The following is a 17380-nucleotide window of genomic DNA, read 5'->3' as shown; positions in this document are numbered from 1 at the left end:
GACTCCACTTTCTTATCACTAATCACTATTTACATATTCATGGCCACAGCACCTGCACCCAGTAAACCTATGAATTCCGGATTCAACTTTGTGATAACAACACCATTGCTTACAAAACGCATAGTGGTCGGATTCAACAATTCCATTATCTTCGCATGAATATATCCGTCTGCCACTACACCACCACCTAAGACGATTGTCTCCGGATCTGTCACCCGCACCAAGTTCATTACAAGATTCGCTAATGCTTCGGAAGCATTCTCCACCAGTTTCACACATAAAGGATCACCTTTACGACTCAATGCAAAAATCTCACTGACAGGTATCCGTTCCCCTTTGTCGGCAGGAATGTGTAAATCCGTGGTATAATCTTTCTGAAGTATTCTTGCACAACGGTCGAAACCAATACCGGAAGCTATAGCCTCCACACAATCCACCCTTCCACAAGTACATTTGATTCCTACATTGACTCCTACCCGCACATGTCCCACTTCACCGGCATTAAAATGGCTACCACGTATCTGCCTGCCGTTCACAACCGTGCCGACTGCAATACCCGTTCCTATATTCAAATAGATGAAGTTTTTGGAAATTTGCCCGAAGCCCCACACACGTTCGGCACGTGTGGCACTTTTCACATCATTGTCTATATGGCAGGGAATGCCATAAATATCCGCTAATTCCTTAGCCAAAGCAATAGGTTGCGTCCTGCTGGGATCTATTTGCAACCAGATACCCTGATTAGGATCTACCCGTCCAATCAATCCCACTCCCATGGCCAAAGGTTTCTTATCATACCATCCTACGGTTTTGATATAATCATCCAGTGATAGTTTGATAATATCCAACGCTGCTTGTTGGTTAAAATATCCGGAGTCATATTTTTTATACCTCAAGATATTGCCGCGACTATCAATTTCGCCAATCAATAATTTAGTTCCGCCCAAATCCAGGCCTAAATACGTTTCCATTTTTTATCTGCATTTTTAGAAGGTTACTATTGACCACAATATTACGCACAATCAAGGAAACGAAAGTTGATTCTTTAACAAAAAAGGTTCGCTACTTATCCACTTAGGTTTAAATACAGTTTTTATACTCTAAAATTTACTGGGACTTGTGCCAAACTGCTTTTTAAAGCACGTACTGAAATATTTAGGGTCTGAAAAACCAACCATGCATGCCACTTCTCCGACTGAGTATTTCTGCGAAAGCAAAAGCTCTTTCGACTTATTCAACCGGACAATACGGATAAAATCATTCGGCCCTTGCCCTGTCAAAGTTTTTATCTTATTATAAACAGATGTACGACTCATGCCTAACGCACGGCAGAAGTCATTAATTGAGAATTCCGGATTAGTCATATTCTCATCGATGGCTGCCATGGCACTATCCAGAAACTCTTTATCCAATTGGCTGCTGTAATCTATTTCGTTGACAGGTATATCCGAGGAGAGCACAGTATCCCTGAGATGCTGCCTATTCTGGAGTATATTACGAAGCCTTACTTTCAATACGGACAAGTCAAAGGGTTTAATGATATAATCATTCGCCCCGGATTCCAATCCTAATATGATATTCTCCCTCTCACAAAGGGCGGTCAACAGAATGACAGGAATATGACTGGTCTCAACAGAAGATTTCAAGATCCGACACAACTCATCCCCTTGGATTACAGGCATTATGATATCTGAAATAATAATATCCGGATTGATTTCCCTCGCCATATCCAATGCCTTTCCTCCATCGGGTACACTGATTACCTTATATTCGGAAGACAAACTGTCCGTCAGATACTCACGCATATCTTTATCATCCTCGGCCAGCAACAGAATATTTTTATCCGTCTGGTCATCCTCCTCCTGAGATGAAACATCGGGAGACGTTACTTCCGGTAAATCCTCCTTCGCCACAACCACCATACCCGATCGCAGTTTCTTGGGAAATGTAACAGTGAACGTAGTCCCTTTATTCTCTATACTACTGAATTCTATCTTACCATGATGTTGCTTGATAATGCGGGAAGTAATCATCAGACCAATGCCGATGCCCTGTTCCTGAGAGTCTACCACATTCTTGGCACGATAATACTCATTAAAGATATTCTTCTGTTCTTCTGCAGGAATACCGACTCCTGCATCCCTTACTTCAACAATCCATTTGTTTTTAGTCTGTCTCACTACAATACCTATGGAACCTTTCTCTGTATACTTCAAAGCATTAGAAAGCAGATTATCCATTATATGATCCATCTTGCTCTTGTCCAGCCATACCTCAGACATCTCCGGTTCTACCTCCAGATAAAGTTCTATCTCCTTTTGGACTGCAGCCATACGGAAAGCAGACAACTTATCTTCCATGTACGCCTTTACATTATATAATGCCACTTCAAGATGTTCCGGGTGTGCCTCCACCTTTTGCAATTCCAGCAACTGAGTAATCATCGAAAAAAGCTTCTCTGCATTCTTCACTGCAATTGCCAATTTCTTCTTACTCTCCTCAGACAAGTCACCCCGTTCTTCAAGTTCACTCAGCGGAGCTTTTATCAACGTTACCGGAGTGCGTATATCATGGGCAATTCCTATAAACGAATGAATCCGTTCCCTGATTTTATTCTCCCGCACCCTTTGCCGTCTGAACTGGAAGAAAAAATAACCTAATATCACAAGCAAAATCAGATAGATCGCTATGGCCCACCAGGATGCCCAAAGCGGATGATCGATAGATATTTCTACCGAACGTTCGCCAACCTGTTGCTGGGTATATTTATCGAATGCACGCAATTCAAAAGTATATTTTCCGGGAGGAAGATCCATATAGCCCACACTTTGAGCCACATCCCTGTGATGCCACTGCCGCTCATGGCCTTTCAGCCTGTATTCATACCTGATTTTATGTGGAGAAACAAAATTGATAGCCGAAAAAGAGATAGAGAAAGAATTCTGATTGTATTTCAGTTTCAGAGACTTGGTATCATTGATACCCGCCGTTAATGGCGAACCGGCTGCTCCTGCTTTTACCGACTCATAAGGTAATTTAAAGTCTGTGAATATCAATTCGACCGGTGCACTTTTAGAAAAGTCAAAAGAGGGTGTAAAGAAAAGAGCTCCTTCCGCTGTACCAAATGCCAGATGTCCGTCTTTTGTCTTCAAGGAAGCATTCGAATTATAATATCCCCAGCCGATATTTAAAAGATCATTGCCATTGATAACCATATCTTCAACCAGATCCAGACAATATAACTCCTTCTCCGTACTGAACCAAATATGTCCGTTACTATCTTCGGCCACACTATTAATAGAGTTGGAGACAAGCCCATCCGCAGTTGTATAAATACGGGAACGGTCATTCTCCGGATTAAAACGAATCAACCCTTCTCCGTCTGTAAGCAACCAGATGTCACCGGAGGATGAACGCAGCAGGCAACGGACAGGATAATGCAAAGTAATATCACCAAACTTCTGCTGCCACTTAATTTCCCCCGTAGATTTGTCGAAGAAACCCAAACCGTCACAGCCAGCTATCAGCAATGTATTCTTGTCACCATACTTTATATCCCCTACACAATCAATCGGATAATAGGTATAAACATCGGTACGCCTGTTATACCGCGTGAAATGACCTTCAATACCTCCGAACCAGATATAATCACCCTCTGAGTAAATAGCATAAATATAGTCGGTAGAGATGCCACTATCAGCCTGTTTATTCTGTCTCGGCATTTTCCGGACTTCACCTGATTTTTTTTGAATACGATATAATCCGATTCCATAACCACCTGCCCATACATTTCCCTCATTATCTTCACAGAGAGCCAACACTACAGACGAATAAGCAAAACCTTTCCCATTCAGAAAGTGCATCCATTGCTTTGATTTCACCCGGTACACACTGATTCCGTCATTGGTACCATACCAATAATCACCTTCTGAGTCTTGTAGCATTACATTTACATGATCGGATGCCAATGAAGAAGGATTATTCCGTTCGTGCTTGATCCAACGTACATCGGGTACATTAGGATCCAGATAGCTGATACCATTCGTACAGGTGCTTACCCAGATACCTCCATATTCATCTACGCAGATGTCCGAAACGGTATTACCAGTCAGACTTCTTTCATCATCTTCATCCGTTATATAATGCTCCGTCAATGTTTCATTAGCAGCATCAATCCTAAAGACACCCGCACCGTCTGCTCCTATCAAAATAGAGTGGTCTCCATCATGGGCAAAAACCCGGACAGGTATACCCGGAATAAAGGAATTGAGAGATTTTACCTGTTTCGTAACCAAATCAATAACAAAAGCACTGTTAGAAAAGGTTCCCACATATAATTTAGTACCGTAGAGGAATAAAGCCTCTATACGAGCCTCCACAGGAATATCCACCTTCTCTTTCGATAATTGGCAGGTCGTTCTCGATTTCTCCATTTTATAGACTTCCGTATTGGTTCCTACGAAAAAGGTGTTCTCCGCTGATTTAATAATGCAATTGGTCCATTCGCCGATCAGGCCTGCCGGAGACAAAACTTTATCGGTTCTGTTCCAATAATACACTCCTGTGGATGTAGATAGCCACAATCCCCCATTCTCTTCAAACTCTATACCATTCAAGACCGGAAAGGATATGGACTGCGACAAATCCACCTGTAGTTCAAAGCAATCCTTCAATTTGTCATACCTGTATATTCTGCCATTCCGCAGGGCAATCCAGAGATTTCCCTCCTTATCTATCTCCATCACCGTGAACGACAATATATGATCCTTGGAGTCTATCGTCTCATTTAGCTTATAGTGCCTTATCTCGTTCCCGTCATAACGGTCCACTCCCATATGGGTATAAGCCCAGATAAATCCCGTTGAATCCTTACATATCTGATAAACCTGTCTGCTGCTCAAACCTTCCCTTACATTCAAGTGTCGGAAAGAACCTGCAAACAAGCTGGTATATAACGAAATAAATAGCAACAAAATAAATGTACGCTTTATCATAATAAAGATGTCTTTCATAATACTCACTTTTAGCAATTGCAATAATACAGACAAATATATTAAGATTGGTTGATAAACTATCCAAATAGGTTTGTTTTCTATCAAAAGAATCCCTCTGTTTCCCTTGCATTTCACAGGAAAAAGCACGATTTTTGCCTTTCAAACCAATAATTCGTGATAAGCCATGCTCAGCAAGCTTAAATTAAACCAGCTTTATTTTAAAGATACGCAGTTCGCCAACCTGATGACGCGCCGCATTTTCAATATCCTTCTGATAGCCAACCCCTATGATGCTTTTATGCTGGAAGACGACGGGCGTATAGATGAAAAAATATTTAATGAATACACATCGCTCTCCCTGCGTTATCCTCCACGGTTTACCCAAGTATCCACCTGCGAAGAAGCGTTGGCACAACTTTCCACCGTACCGTTCGATCTCATCATCTGCATGCCGGGTACGGGAGATAATGACAGTTTCGATGTAGCACGCCACATCAAGGGCTTGTACGAACATATCCCCATGGTGATACTGACTCCTTTCAGTCACGGCATCACCAAGCGTATTGCCAATGAAGACCTGAGCCCCTTCGAATATATCTTCTGTTGGTTGGGAAATACCGACTTGCTGGTGTCTATCATCAAACTGATAGAGGACAAGATGAACCTGGAACACGATGTAAACGAAGTCGGTGTACAAGTGATTCTGGTAGTGGAAGACGGTATCCGGTTCTACTCGTCCATCTTGCCCAATCTTTATAAATTCGTGCTGAAACAAAGCCAGGAATTCAGTACCGAAGCATTGAATGCCCACCAGCGGACACTGCGTATGCGTGGACGTCCAAAGATCGTGCTGGCGCGTACATACGAAGAAGCCATCGGTATCTACGAAAAATACAAGAATAATATATTAGGAGTGATTACCGATGTCCGCTTTCCACGCGTGGAACGTGGCGAAAAGGACGGATTAGCAGGTATCAAGCTGTGCGCAGCCATCCGTAAGGAAGATCCGTTCGTGCCGCTCATCATCCAGTCGTCCGAATCGGAAAATGCACTGTATGCATCCAAATACGGTGCCGCTTTCATCGACAAGAACTCCAAGAAGATGGATGTGGATCTGCGCCGCATCGTATCGGACAACTTCGGTTTCGGCGATTTCATTTTCCGCAATCCTGATACGCTGGAAGAGATAGCCCGCGTAAAGAATCTGAAAGAATTGCAGAATATCCTCTTTGCAGTACCTGCGGAGTCGTTCCTCTATCATATCAGCCGCAACCACGTCAGTCGTTGGCTCTATTCACGCGCCATGTTCCCGGTGGCAGAGTTCCTGAAACCTATCACTTGGAACAGCCTGCAGGACGTGGATGCTCACCGCAAGATCATCTTCGAAGCCATCGTAAAATACCGTAAGATGAAGAACCAAGGTGTGGTAGCTGTGTTCAAGCGTGACCGCTTCGACCGTTACTCCAACTTTGCCCGTATCGGCGATGGTTCATTGGGAGGCAAAGGTCGTGGATTGGCTTTTATTGACAACATGGTGAAGCATCATCCCGAATTTGAAGAGTTCGATAATGCCCGCGTTGCCATCCCTAAGACAGTGGTACTCTGTACCGATGTCTTCGACGAGTTCATGGAGACAAACAACCTGTATCAGGTAGCCCTCTCCGATGCTGATGACGACTTAATCCTGCGCTACTTCCTGAAAGCCAAACTACCCGACCGGTTAGTGGAAGACTTTTTCACCTTCTTCGATGTAGTGAAGTCACCGCTTGCCATCCGCTCGTCTTCCTTGCTGGAGGATTCGCACTATCAGCCCTTCGCCGGAATCTATAATACTTATATGATTCCTTATCTGGATGATAAATACGAAATGCTCCGTATGCTGTCCGACGCCATCAAAGGCGTATATGCTTCGGTCTATTTCCGCGACAGCAAGGCGTATATGCAGGCCACAAGTAATGTCATCGATCAGGAGAAGATGGCTGTCATCCTGCAAGAGGTAGTCGGCAACCAATATGGCGACCGTTATTACCCCAGTATGTCCGGCGTGGCACGTTCGCTCAACTATTACCCCATCGGTGATGAAAAGGCCGAAGAAGGTACAGTAAACCTCGCCCTCGGTCTTGGCAAGTACATCGTAGATGGTGGCATGACGCTTCGCTTCTCTCCCTATCATCCGCATCAGATTCTGCAAACCAGCGAAATGGAGATAGCCCTGAAAGAGACGCAAACCCGCTTCTATGCCCTCGACCTGCGCAATGCCGGACACGATTTCTCTATGGACGATGGCTTCAACCTGCTGAAACTGCACGTGAAAGAGGCGGAAAAGGATGGAGCACTGAATTACATAGCCTCCACCTACGACCCTTATGACCAGATTATCCGCGATGGTCTTTATCCCGGTGGGCGCAAGGTAATCACTTTCGCCAACATCCTGCAACATGATGTTTTCCCGTTGGCACGTATCCTACAACTGGTATTGAAGTACGGTGAGCAGGAAATGCGCCGCCCCGTCGAGATAGAGTTTGCCGCCACCATGAGCCGCGAACAGGATAAATCGGGTACTTTCTACCTGCTGCAGATACGTCCTATCGTAGACACCAAAGAAATGCTGGATGAAGACCTCACCGCCATACCGGATGAGAAAACCTTGCTCCGCTCCAACAACTCGCTGGGTCATGGCATTATGAACGATATCTATGACGTCGTCTACGTGAAGACGGATGACTATAGCGCATCGCACAATCAGGAAATTGCCTGGGAGATAGAGAAGCTGAACCAGCAATTCCTGGACGAAGGGCGAAACTATGTCCTCGTCGGTCCCGGACGCTGGGGAAGTAGTGACACTTGGCTCGGCATCCCCGTGAAGTGGCCACACATCAGCGCCGCCCGCGTCATTGTGGAAGCCGGACTGACGAATTACCGTGTAGACCCCAGTCAGGGAACCCATTTCTTCCAGAACCTGACATCTTTCGGCGTAGGGTATTTCACCATCAATGCATTTATGAACGACGGTGTATACAACCAAGAATTCCTGAATGCCCAACCTGCCGTACACGAGACAAAATACCTGCGGCACGTTCATTTCGAACAACCTGTAACAGTAAAGATGGATGGCAAGAAGAAGCTGGGAGTAGTACTGATGCCCGAAGAATAATTTCTGTTCTCATTCAAAGAGGATATGATTAGTGATGAACGTTCAGTTCTATCACCACCACCTCGCTGGGGGCAAACATGCGGATATTCTTATTGGAAGTCCCCAGACCATTGGTAATGATCATCGGTATTCCTTGGGAATTGCGCTTCAATCCGCCACGAAACCGCTGTCCGTAGTGCGAAGGAAGAATGGGAGCATAAAGCCCGAACAGCGTCACCTGCCCACCGTGTGTATGTCCGGCGAGGACAAGGTCGGTATTCGTTATGGCAACATCCTCGGCATAGTCGGGCGTATGCATCAGCAGAATCACGAAATCATCAGGTGAAAGGGCGAGCGTAGGAGATACACCATTCTTCTGCAGATCAAAAGGATTGCGCACGCCGGCTATCAGAATCTCCGCCCCGTCCCGCTTCAGTGTATCCACGCGGTGCTCCAGCAAATGAATGTTGTGTGCCTCCAATTGGCGCACAATGTCGGCATAACAGGCCTCATAATCGTTGTTGCCCAGCACCACGTAGGTGCCCATCGGCACTTTCACCGCCGCCAAGGCGGAGACGACAGGTGCCACATACTCACATCCCTCATGCAAGTCGCCACCCACCAGCAGCACGTCTGCCCGCTGGTCATTGAGCAAGCGGACCAGGTTCTCCAGACCTTTCTCCTTGAAAAGACTTTTGTAGTGCAAATCAGAAATAAAGGCAATGCGAAAACCGTCGAAAGCAGCAGGCACATCGGGGTGACTGAACTTGTACGTCCGTACCCGGCTGATGCCCCGGTAGCCGGAACCTGCCTTTAAAGAGGTTATTTCTGTATCGACGAGTCGGATACTGTCCGCTACCGAAGTCTCCGGCGGCAGAGAAGGAAGTACGTACAGGTTCGATCTACAAGAAGAGAGAAACAGTACTCCAAGAATCACATAGAGGAATTTCTTCATCATATACAAGCAGTATTTTCTTCATTACACAGACACAAAGATAGGCATTTTCAGTATCTTTGTTGCAAGAATCGGTAAACAAGCATTCACCCTAAACTAAAAACGGAATATGAAAGAGATTAAACTGAATTCACCTTATGCCTGGTTTCTCGCCGCCCGTCCCAAGACCTTGACGGGAGCCATCATCCCCGTACTGCTGGGTAGTGCCCTGGCTTTCAGCGATGGGGAGTTCAAGCCCCTGCCCGCCCTGCTGTGCGCCCTCTTCGCCTGCGGCATGCAAATTGCCGCAAATTTCATCAATGACCTTTTCGACTTTCAGAAAGGCACCGACCGTAAAGATCGTCTGGGTCCGCCACGTGCTTGCGCCGAAGGCTGGATTACTCCGGGAGCCATGAAACTTGGCATCGGCTGCGCATTGCTGCTGTCGTGCCTGGCAGGACTGGTACTGCTCTTCACCGTCTGGGGACAACTGCCCCACGGAGGCTGGGAACTGGTGGTGCTGGGAGTAGTATGTATCCTGTTTGCCTTTCTCTACACCACGCTGCTCTCCTATCTGGGCTGGGGCGATGTGCTGGTGCTGGTCTTCTTCGGCTTCGTGCCCGTCTGCGGCACCTACTACGTACAGGCCTACACGCTGAATATGGACGTGTTGGTACTGTCGCTCGTCAGCGGTCTGGCCATAGACACCCTGCTGATGGTGAACAACTACCGCGACCGCGAGCAAGATGCCGTGAGTGGCAAGTGTACACTGGTAGTGCGCTATGGCCGGAAGTTCGGTGAAAATATGTATTTAGGGCTGGGTATTGCCGCCACGCTGTTCTGCCTCTGGTTTGTAAATACCGGCCGACTGACGCTGATCGAGTTTATCTGGGCTCCCTGCGTCTACCTCTGCATGCACGCCCTGACATGGCGCAAGATGGTAAAAATTCGCAGTGGTAAAGGGCTGAACCGTATCTTGGGAGAGACTTCACGCAATATGCTATTCCTAGGCATACTGCTGGCCGTAGCACTGGCTGCATAAACGTAGCAGGCATCCGGATTCATCCCATGAGACAAAAAAAATCATCCCGTGAGGCGAAAAATTCCGTCTCACGGGATAAAAAAAATCATCTCATGAGACTATTTAAGATCGTCTCATGAGATGAAATTATCATCTTTTACCGTACATCTTCTCGTAATAGTGCTGGTAGTCGCCGCTGGTTACTTCTTCCACCCACGCCTGGTTATTCAGATACCACTCGATGGTCTTCACGATACCGTCTTCAAACTTCGTTTCGGGATACCAGCCCAGAGCAGCGGTAATCTTTGCCGGGTCGATGGCATAGCGCTGGTCATGACCGAGACGGTCCTTCACGAAAGTAATCAGGTCTTCATTAATCCAGCTGATGTCAATCTGGCCATCTTCGCCTTTCGTCTTCTTCTTCAGGACTTCGCGATATTCGGGTTTCTCCGTCATCAGGCGGTGGATGGTGGCAATGGTCAGCTTCACAATTTCAAGGTTGGTCTTTTCGTTATGGCCACCTACGTTGTACACTTCACCTTCCACACCTTCGCGAACCACCAAGTCGATAGCTTTGCAATGGTCTTCTACATAGAGCCAGTCGCGCACATTGCTGCCGTCACCGTAGACAGGAAGTTTCTTTCCTTCCAGAATATTCTTGATGATAAGCGGGATCAACTTTTCGGGGAAGTGATACGGACCGTAGTTATTGGAACAACGGGTAATGGTCACCGGCATTTTATAGGTATCATGGTAAGCCATAACCACCATGTCGGCGCTGGTCTTGGAAGCACTGTATGGGCTATGCGGACAAAGCGGAGTTTGCTCCGTGAAGTAGCCGTCGGCACCCAACGAACCGTACACCTCGTCCGTAGACACCTGATGGTAACGCACACCCTTGCGCCAGGTAGGATAGCCATTCTCATCCTTACCCGTCACCCAGGCACGGCGAGCTGCATCCAGCAGGTTCTGCGTACCCAGAATATTAGTAACGAGGAAGAGCTGCGGATTCTCAATGCTACGGTCTACGTGACTCTCGGCAGCAAAGTTCACCACATAGTCGAATTTAAATTTGGCAAACAGTTCGTCGGCAAGTATCCGGTCGCAGATGTCACCTTTTACAAAGAAACAGCGTTCGTCATCAATGTCTTTAGCGATGGTTCCAAGGTTTCCGGCATAGGTTAAAGCATCAAGTATCACAAGCTGCACGTCATCATGCTTTGCCAGGATATACTTGATATAGTTCGCGCCGATAAATCCGGCAGCACCGGTTACAAGATAAGTCTTCATTTAAATTATAAATTAAAAATTGAATATTAAAAGTTATTAGCGGTGGGAATTGGCAAGTTCCATTAGGTAAGTGCCATATTCTGTTTTGCCAAGTTGCTCACCAAGACGGTAAAGCTGGTCGGCATCTATCCAACCCTTACGCCAGGCTATCTCTTCGATGCAGCTGACGCGGAAGCCCTGACGGTTCTGTATGGTAGCCACAAAGTTGCTTGCTTCCAGCAGGCTGTCACAGTTTCCGGTATCGAGCCATGCAAAACCACGACCGAAAATTTCGACTTTCAACGTGCCCTCGTCCAGATACAGACGATTCAAATCCGTAATTTCATATTCGCCACGGGCGGAAGGTTTCAGAGCAGCAGCCTTGGCAGTAACGGTAGAGTCGTAGAAATACAGACCGGGCACTGCATAGTTGCTCTTGGGCTGTGCAGGTTTCTCTTCAAGGGAAATCGCTTTTCCGTCGGCATCAAATTCCACCACACCATAAGCACGAGGGTCCTTCACATAATAACCGAAGATGCATGCACCTTTTTCAATGGAGGCAGCACGTTTCAGCATGGCAGAAAAGCCCTGTCCGTAGAACATGTTATCACCCAGAATGAGACATCCCGGCTCACCGTTCAGAAACTCGGCCCCCAACACGAAAGCCTGAGCCAGTCCGTTAGGCTGCTCTTGTATCTTATAAGCAAAGGACATTCCAAGCTCTTCACCCGTACCCAGCAATTCGCGAAACATGGGCAAGTCACGTGGAGTGGAGATAATCAGCACTTCGCGTATCCCCGCCAACATAAGCGTGGAAAGCGGATAATAAATCATTGGCTTGTCATAAACCGGCATAATCTGCTTGGAAATAGCCTTAGATAAGGGGTAAAGACGGGTGGCGCTACCACCGGCAAGAATAATTCCTTTCATATTTCAGTTCTTTTTTCGGTTGATACAAATATAGAATAAAATAAGAAGGAGGACAACGCCCCACGGCTCTCGGTGATCTATTCAGGCTACAAAGATAATGCAAACGGAATGCAGTACAAAATAATTTAAATTATTTTTAGGAGCTTTCTCACCCTGCGAGCTCTATCACTTCAAGGTCCTTGAACACTCCGTTGTCCACAATAAAGCGCACCATGGTACGTACTTTATGGAATCCGGAGATACCTGCAGCACCGGGATTGATGTGCAGCATATCGAGCGTTTTGTCATACTTTACCTTTAGTATATGGGAGTGTCCGCTGATGAAAAGCTTAGGCGGACGCACCAGGATACTGCCCCGTATGGAAGGATCATAATTGCCGGGATAACCGCCAATATGCTTTATCAATACCTCGGCACCATCGACCGTGAAACGGTTGATTTGCGGATAGACCTGACGGATGTCTTGCCCGTCGATGTTACCATACACGGCACGGAAAGGACGGAATGCCTCCAGCTTCCGGGCCACCTCCAGCGAGCCGATGTCACCGGCATGCCAGATTTCGTCACACGTCTCGAAATATTGCAGATACTTTTCATCCCAATAGCCGTGTGTATCGGATAATAAACCAACTTTTGTCATCTTTCTTTTGTTTATCTGTGCAAAGGTAACTATATTTGGGCAAATCTTGATGAAACCATGGAAAACCAATATCAATATTTTAAACGGGACATCAGTTGGCTGTCATTCAACTACCGTGTCCTGCTGGAAGCGGAAGATGATACTCTTCCACTATACGAACGCATTAACTTTATATCCATTTATTCTTCCAACCTGGAAGAATTCTATAAAATACGCGTTGCCGACCATAAGGCAATAGCTACCGGTGCCGCACAAAGTGACGAGGAAACAGTACAATCGACCATCGAACTGGTAGACGCAATCAATCTTGAAGTAAACCGCCAGATGGAGGACCGTATCCGCATCTATGAACAGAAAATACTTCCTGCCCTGAAGAAAAACCATATCATCTTTTATCAGAGCCGCAACGTAGAACCGTTTCATCGTGACTTTGTACGACGTTTTTTCCGGGAAGAAATCTTCCCTTTCCTGCAGCCCGTACCTGTTTCCAAAGATAAGGTTATCTCTTTCCTGCGAGACAACCGCCTGTATCTGGCCGTCCGCCTTCACCTGAAAGGATTGCCGCCCGGTGCTCCCGGACGTACGCAGTACTTCGTGATGAAGCAACCTTACAGCAAAGTACCCCGTTTCATCGAACTACCCAAAGTGGGGAACAACTATTACCTGATGTTCATCGAAGATATCATCAAGGCCAATCTGGATGTGATCTTTCCCGGTTATGATGTGGACAGCAGTTATTGTATCAAGATTTCGCGCGATGCGGATATACTGATAGACGATGCCGCCAATACTTCCGAAATCATAGAACAGGTGAAGACCAAGGTGAAAAAGCGCAAGATAGGAGATGTCTGCCGTTTTGTGTACGACCGTGCCATGCCGCAGGACTTCCTCGACTACCTAATAGATGCTTTCCATATCGACCGCCGTGAACTGGTTCCGGGGGATAAGCACCTGAATCTGGAAGACTTACGACATCTGCCCAATCCGAATCCGAATATCCATCCCATCCGGAAACCGCAACCGATGAAGCTGACATGCCTCAACGAACGGGAGTCCATTTTTCAATATGTGGAGAAGAAGGATCTGTTATTGCATTACCCTTACCACTCTTTCGAGCACTTCACTCACTTCCTGTACGAGGCGGTGCACGAACCTACCGTACGCGAAATCATGGTAACCCAATACCGGGTGGCGGAAAACTCCGCTGTTATCAACACCCTGATAGCTGCCGCCCAAAATGGAAAGAAAGTCACGGTCTTCGTGGAACTGAAAGCCCGCTTCGATGAAGAGAATAACCTTGCCACCGCCGAAATGATGAAAGCATCGGGTATCAATATTATATATAGTATACCCAAATTAAAAGTACATGCCAAAGTTGCCCTCGTCCTGCGCCGTGACAAAGAGGATAAGAAACTGACCAGCTATGCATATATCAGCACCGGGAATTTCAATGAAAAGACCGCCACACTGTATGCCGACAGCGGACTCTTCACCTGCAATCCCATCATCGTCAATGACCTTCACAATCTGTTCCGCACCTTACGGGGAAAAGAGAATCCTGTATTCCACCGGTTACTGGTGGCACGCTTCAACCTGATACCGGAACTAAACCGCCTCATCGATCATGAAATGAAACTGGCAAGGAAGGGTAAGAAAGGCCGGATCATCCTTAAAATGAATGCGCTGCAGGACCCCACCATGATAGACCGTCTGTATGAAGCCTCACAGGCCGGTGTGGAAATAGACCTGATCGTACGCGGCATTTGCTGCCTGATACCGGGACAGAAATACAGTCGTAACATTCGTGTAACACGTATTGTGGATACATTTCTGGAACATGCCCGTATATGGTACTTCGGTAATGGTGGCAATCCGAAGCTCTTCCTCGGTTCACCGGACTGGATGCGGCGTAATCTTTACCGCCGCATTGAAGCCGTGACCCCTATACTGGACCCCGATGCCAAGCAAGAACTGATAGACATGCTCTCCATCCAGCTTTCAGACAAGCGCAAGGCCTGTTTTGTGGATGAAAATTTGCATAACTGCTGGAAATCGGCCCATCCGCTGAAAGAAAAAGTACGTTCGCAGTATACCTTTTATGAATACTTGAAAGAGAGAATTGAATAGTTTTGTAACATTTCTGTAATATGTATGACACCTCGCTGCAACACGGTTTCCGTTCCTTTGCAGCCAGAAATAAAATACATCATTATGGAAACTATTTATCTATGCATTGTCATCTTCCTGTTCGTCCTCGCGGTGTTCGACCTCATCGTGGGCGTCAGTAATGATGCAGTCAATTTTCTCCAATCGTCAGTCGGTGCAAAAGCTGCATCTTTCAAAACCGTGTTGTTTATCGCCGGTATAGGCGTATTCATCGGCGCAGCATTGTCCAACGGCATGATGGATATTGCACGGCACGGTATCTATCAGCCACAGCACTTTTATTTTGCCGAAATCATGTGCATCCTGCTTGCTGTGATGCTAACGGACGTAGTCTTGCTGGATGTCTTCAACACAATGGGTATGCCTACTTCCACTACCGTGTCTATGGTATTCGAGTTACTCGGAGGTACATTTGCCCTGGCACTCATCAAAGTAAACAACAGCGACACACTGGGGCTCGGCGATCTTATCAATACAGACAAAGCCCTATCCGTCATTATGGCCATCTTCGTCTCCGTCGCCATCGCTTTCTTCTTCGGTATGCTGGTACAATGGCTGGCACGTGTAATATTCACTTTCAACTACAAGAAGAGGATGAAATACAGCATTGGTATCTTCGGAGGTATTGCTGTTACATCCATCATCTACTTTATGCTGATAAAGGGGTTGAAAGACAGTTCATTCATGACTGCTGACAACAAACAGTGGATACAGGATAACACGGCAATGCTGATCGGTAGCTGTTTCATTTTCTTTACGATACTCATGCAGGTGTTGCACTGGCTCAAAGTAAATGTATTCAAAGTAGTGGTGCTGCTGGGTACTTTCGCACTGGCACTCGCCTTTGCCGGCAATGACCTCGTAAACTTTATAGGTGTACCCTTAGCTGGTTATTCCTCTTTCATAGACTTTACCACCAACGGAGCAGGCAGTTCGCCGGACGGCTTCCTGATGACTTCACTCCTCGGCCCGGCCAAGACACCGTGGTATTTCCTCTTTGGAGCAGGTGTCATCATGGTATATGCCCTTTGTACTTCTAAAAAAGCGCATAATGTAATCAAAACTTCCGTCGACCTTGCCCGTCAGGATGAAGGAGAAGAAAACTTCGGAAGTACCCCTATCGCCCGTACACTGGTACGCTTCAGTATGACATTATCCAACGGAATATCCAAAGTAATGCCCGAAGGCACGAAACGCTGGCTCGATACCCGCTTCCGTAAAGACGAGGCCATCATTGCCGATGGTGCAGCTTTCGACCTGGTTCGCGCTTCGGTAAATCTGGTACTGGCCGGTCTGCTCATTGCTTTAGGTACTTCATTGAAACTTCCTCTTTCCACCACTTACGTAACGTTCATGGTTGCCATGGGTACCTCACTTGCCGACCGGGCTTGGGGACGTGACTCTGCCGTATTCCGTATAACAGGCGTACTCAGTGTAATCGGTGGCTGGTTCATCACTGCCGGTGCGGCATTTACCATCTGTTTCTTTGTGGCCATGGTTATCCATTTCGGAGGCACGTTTGCTATCATAGCACTGATCGGCCTGGCGATATTCACACTGATCCGCAGCCAGGTAATGTACAAGAAACGCAAAGCTAAAGAAAAGGGTAATGAGACCCTCAAACAGCTGATGCAAAGTAATAACAATACAGAAATTCTGGATTTGTTGCGTAAACATACCCGCGAAGAACTGGTTAAGGTATTGGAGTTCACAGAAGAGAACTTCGAACGTACGGTTACTGCTTTCTTGCATGAAAACCTGCGCGGTCTGCGTCGTGCCATGGGATCGGTAAAATTCGAGAAACAACTCATTAAACAGATGAAACGTACAGGTACTCTTGCCATGTGTCGCTTAGACAACAATACTGTATTGGAAAAAGGCCTTTACTATTACCAGGGCAATGATTTTGCCAGCGAACTGGTTTACAGTATCGGACGCCTCTGCGAACCCTGCCTAGAGCACATCGACAATAATTTCAAGCCATTGGATACCATCCAGAAAGGTGAATTCTCTGATGTAACGGAAGATATCGTTTACTTACTACAGATCTGCCGCCATAAGATGGAGAACAATGATTATGAGGATTTTGAAAATGAGCTCCGGAAAGCGAATGATCTGAACGGACAGCTGTCGCACCTGAAACGGGAAGAATTACAACGCATTCAGACCCAGTCCGGCAGTATCAAAGTCAGCATGGTATACCTGACAATGATACAGGAAGCACAGAATGTTGTTACTTACACTATTAACCTGATGAAGGTAAGCCGTAAGTTCCAATTGGCAGAATAATTAA

The 17380-nt window shown here is 46.5% G+C and carries 10 protein-coding genes; 4 read left to right on the top strand and 6 right to left on the bottom strand.

The annotated features are described in order from the left end of the window. Positions 1-29: 29 nt before the first annotated feature. Positions 30-971 carry an ROK family protein gene (locus tag BWI44_RS01765; RefSeq protein WP_007667866.1) on the bottom strand — a complete coding sequence of 314 codons (942 nt, stop codon included), beginning with the start codon at positions 969-971 and terminating at the stop codon, positions 30-32. Positions 972-1100: 129 nt separating this feature from the next. Beyond that, on the bottom strand, positions 1101-5012 hold the full coding sequence (locus BWI44_RS01760; RefSeq protein ID WP_286810656.1) for a hybrid sensor histidine kinase/response regulator transcription factor: 3912 nt from the start codon (positions 5010-5012) through the stop codon (positions 1101-1103). Positions 5013-5178: 166 nt separating this feature from the next. Here BWI44_RS01760 and BWI44_RS01755 point away from each other — a divergent pair, with 166 nt between their 5' ends. Beyond that, positions 5179-8148, top strand: coding sequence for a PEP/pyruvate-binding domain-containing protein (locus BWI44_RS01755; RefSeq protein WP_138292949.1), 2970 nt, complete (start codon positions 5179-5181; stop codon positions 8146-8148). 28 nt (positions 8149-8176) lie between these two features. On the opposite strand, the gene BWI44_RS01750 is transcribed toward BWI44_RS01755, so the two are convergent. Continuing rightward, a complete protein-coding gene (locus tag BWI44_RS01750) occupies positions 8177-9085 on the bottom strand; it encodes a metallophosphoesterase (protein WP_195208316.1) in 909 nt (302 codons plus the stop codon). Positions 9086-9191: 106 nt separating this feature from the next. Between BWI44_RS01750 and menA the strand changes: the two genes are divergently transcribed. Then, positions 9192-10103 carry a 1,4-dihydroxy-2-naphthoate octaprenyltransferase gene (gene menA / locus BWI44_RS01745; protein WP_195208317.1) on the top strand — a complete coding sequence of 304 codons (912 nt, stop codon included), beginning with the start codon at positions 9192-9194 and terminating at the stop codon, positions 10101-10103. Positions 10104-10232: 129 nt separating this feature from the next. On the opposite strand, the gene rfbB is transcribed toward menA, so the two are convergent. The 3 genes from rfbB to BWI44_RS01730 all read right to left on the bottom strand — a co-directional run bounded on the left by rfbB (position 10233) and on the right by BWI44_RS01730 (position 12921). Next, the gene (rfbB, locus tag BWI44_RS01740) at positions 10233-11372 is read right to left on the bottom strand and encodes a dTDP-glucose 4,6-dehydratase (RefSeq protein WP_022392937.1); all 1140 of its coding nucleotides are present in this window, start codon (positions 11370-11372) and stop codon (positions 10233-10235) included. 36 nt (positions 11373-11408) lie between these two features. Further along, entirely contained in the window at positions 11409-12281 is an 873-nt protein-coding gene (gene rfbA, locus BWI44_RS01735) for a glucose-1-phosphate thymidylyltransferase RfbA (protein WP_007667881.1), read from the bottom strand. A gap of 148 nt (positions 12282-12429) precedes the next feature. Beyond that, complete coding sequence (locus BWI44_RS01730) at positions 12430-12921, bottom strand: metallophosphoesterase family protein (protein WP_007667884.1); 492 nt, start codon at positions 12919-12921, stop codon at positions 12430-12432. A gap of 57 nt (positions 12922-12978) precedes the next feature. Here BWI44_RS01730 and BWI44_RS01725 point away from each other — a divergent pair, with 57 nt between their 5' ends. Together BWI44_RS01725 and BWI44_RS01720 are read left to right on the top strand one after the other, a co-directional pair. After that, positions 12979-15048, top strand: a complete 2070-nt coding sequence (locus BWI44_RS01725) for an RNA degradosome polyphosphate kinase (protein ID WP_278704244.1) — start codon at positions 12979-12981, stop codon at positions 15046-15048. A gap of 84 nt (positions 15049-15132) precedes the next feature. Next, entirely contained in the window at positions 15133-17376 is a 2244-nt protein-coding gene (locus tag BWI44_RS01720) for an inorganic phosphate transporter (protein ID WP_195208319.1), read from the top strand. Positions 17377-17380 lie beyond the last annotated feature (4 nt).

Origin of the sequence: Bacteroides sp. Phil13 (genome assembly GCF_001940965.1) — a bacterium.
Lineage (GTDB): Bacteria > Bacteroidota > Bacteroidia > Bacteroidales > Bacteroidaceae > Bacteroides > Bacteroides intestinalis.
This window is presented reverse-complemented; position numbering and strand designations above follow the sequence as displayed.

Bases quoted from the DNA above. Each gene is read 5' to 3' on its own strand.
- BWI44_RS01765 (WP_007667866.1), bottom strand. From the start codon at position 971: ATGGAAACGTATTTAGGCCTGGATTTGGGCGGAACTAAATTATTGATT.
- BWI44_RS01760 (WP_286810656.1), bottom strand. From the start codon at position 5,012: ATGAAAGACATCTTTATTATGATAAAGCGTACATTTATTTTGTTGCTA.
- BWI44_RS01720 (WP_195208319.1), top strand. From the start codon at position 15,133: ATGGAAACTATTTATCTATGCATTGTCATCTTCCTGTTCGTCCTCGCG.
- BWI44_RS01755 (WP_138292949.1), top strand. From the start codon at position 5,179: ATGCTCAGCAAGCTTAAATTAAACCAGCTTTATTTTAAAGATACGCAG.
- BWI44_RS01730 (WP_007667884.1), bottom strand. From the start codon at position 12,921: ATGACAAAAGTTGGTTTATTATCCGATACACACGGCTATTGGGATGAA.
- BWI44_RS01750 (WP_195208316.1), bottom strand. From the start codon at position 9,085: ATGATGAAGAAATTCCTCTATGTGATTCTTGGAGTACTGTTTCTCTCT.
- rfbA (WP_007667881.1), bottom strand. From the start codon at position 12,281: ATGAAAGGAATTATTCTTGCCGGTGGTAGCGCCACCCGTCTTTACCCC.
- menA (WP_195208317.1), top strand. From the start codon at position 9,192: ATGAAAGAGATTAAACTGAATTCACCTTATGCCTGGTTTCTCGCCGCC.
- rfbB (WP_022392937.1), bottom strand. From the start codon at position 11,372: ATGAAGACTTATCTTGTAACCGGTGCTGCCGGATTTATCGGCGCGAAC.
- BWI44_RS01725 (WP_278704244.1), top strand. From the start codon at position 12,979: ATGGAAAACCAATATCAATATTTTAAACGGGACATCAGTTGGCTGTCA.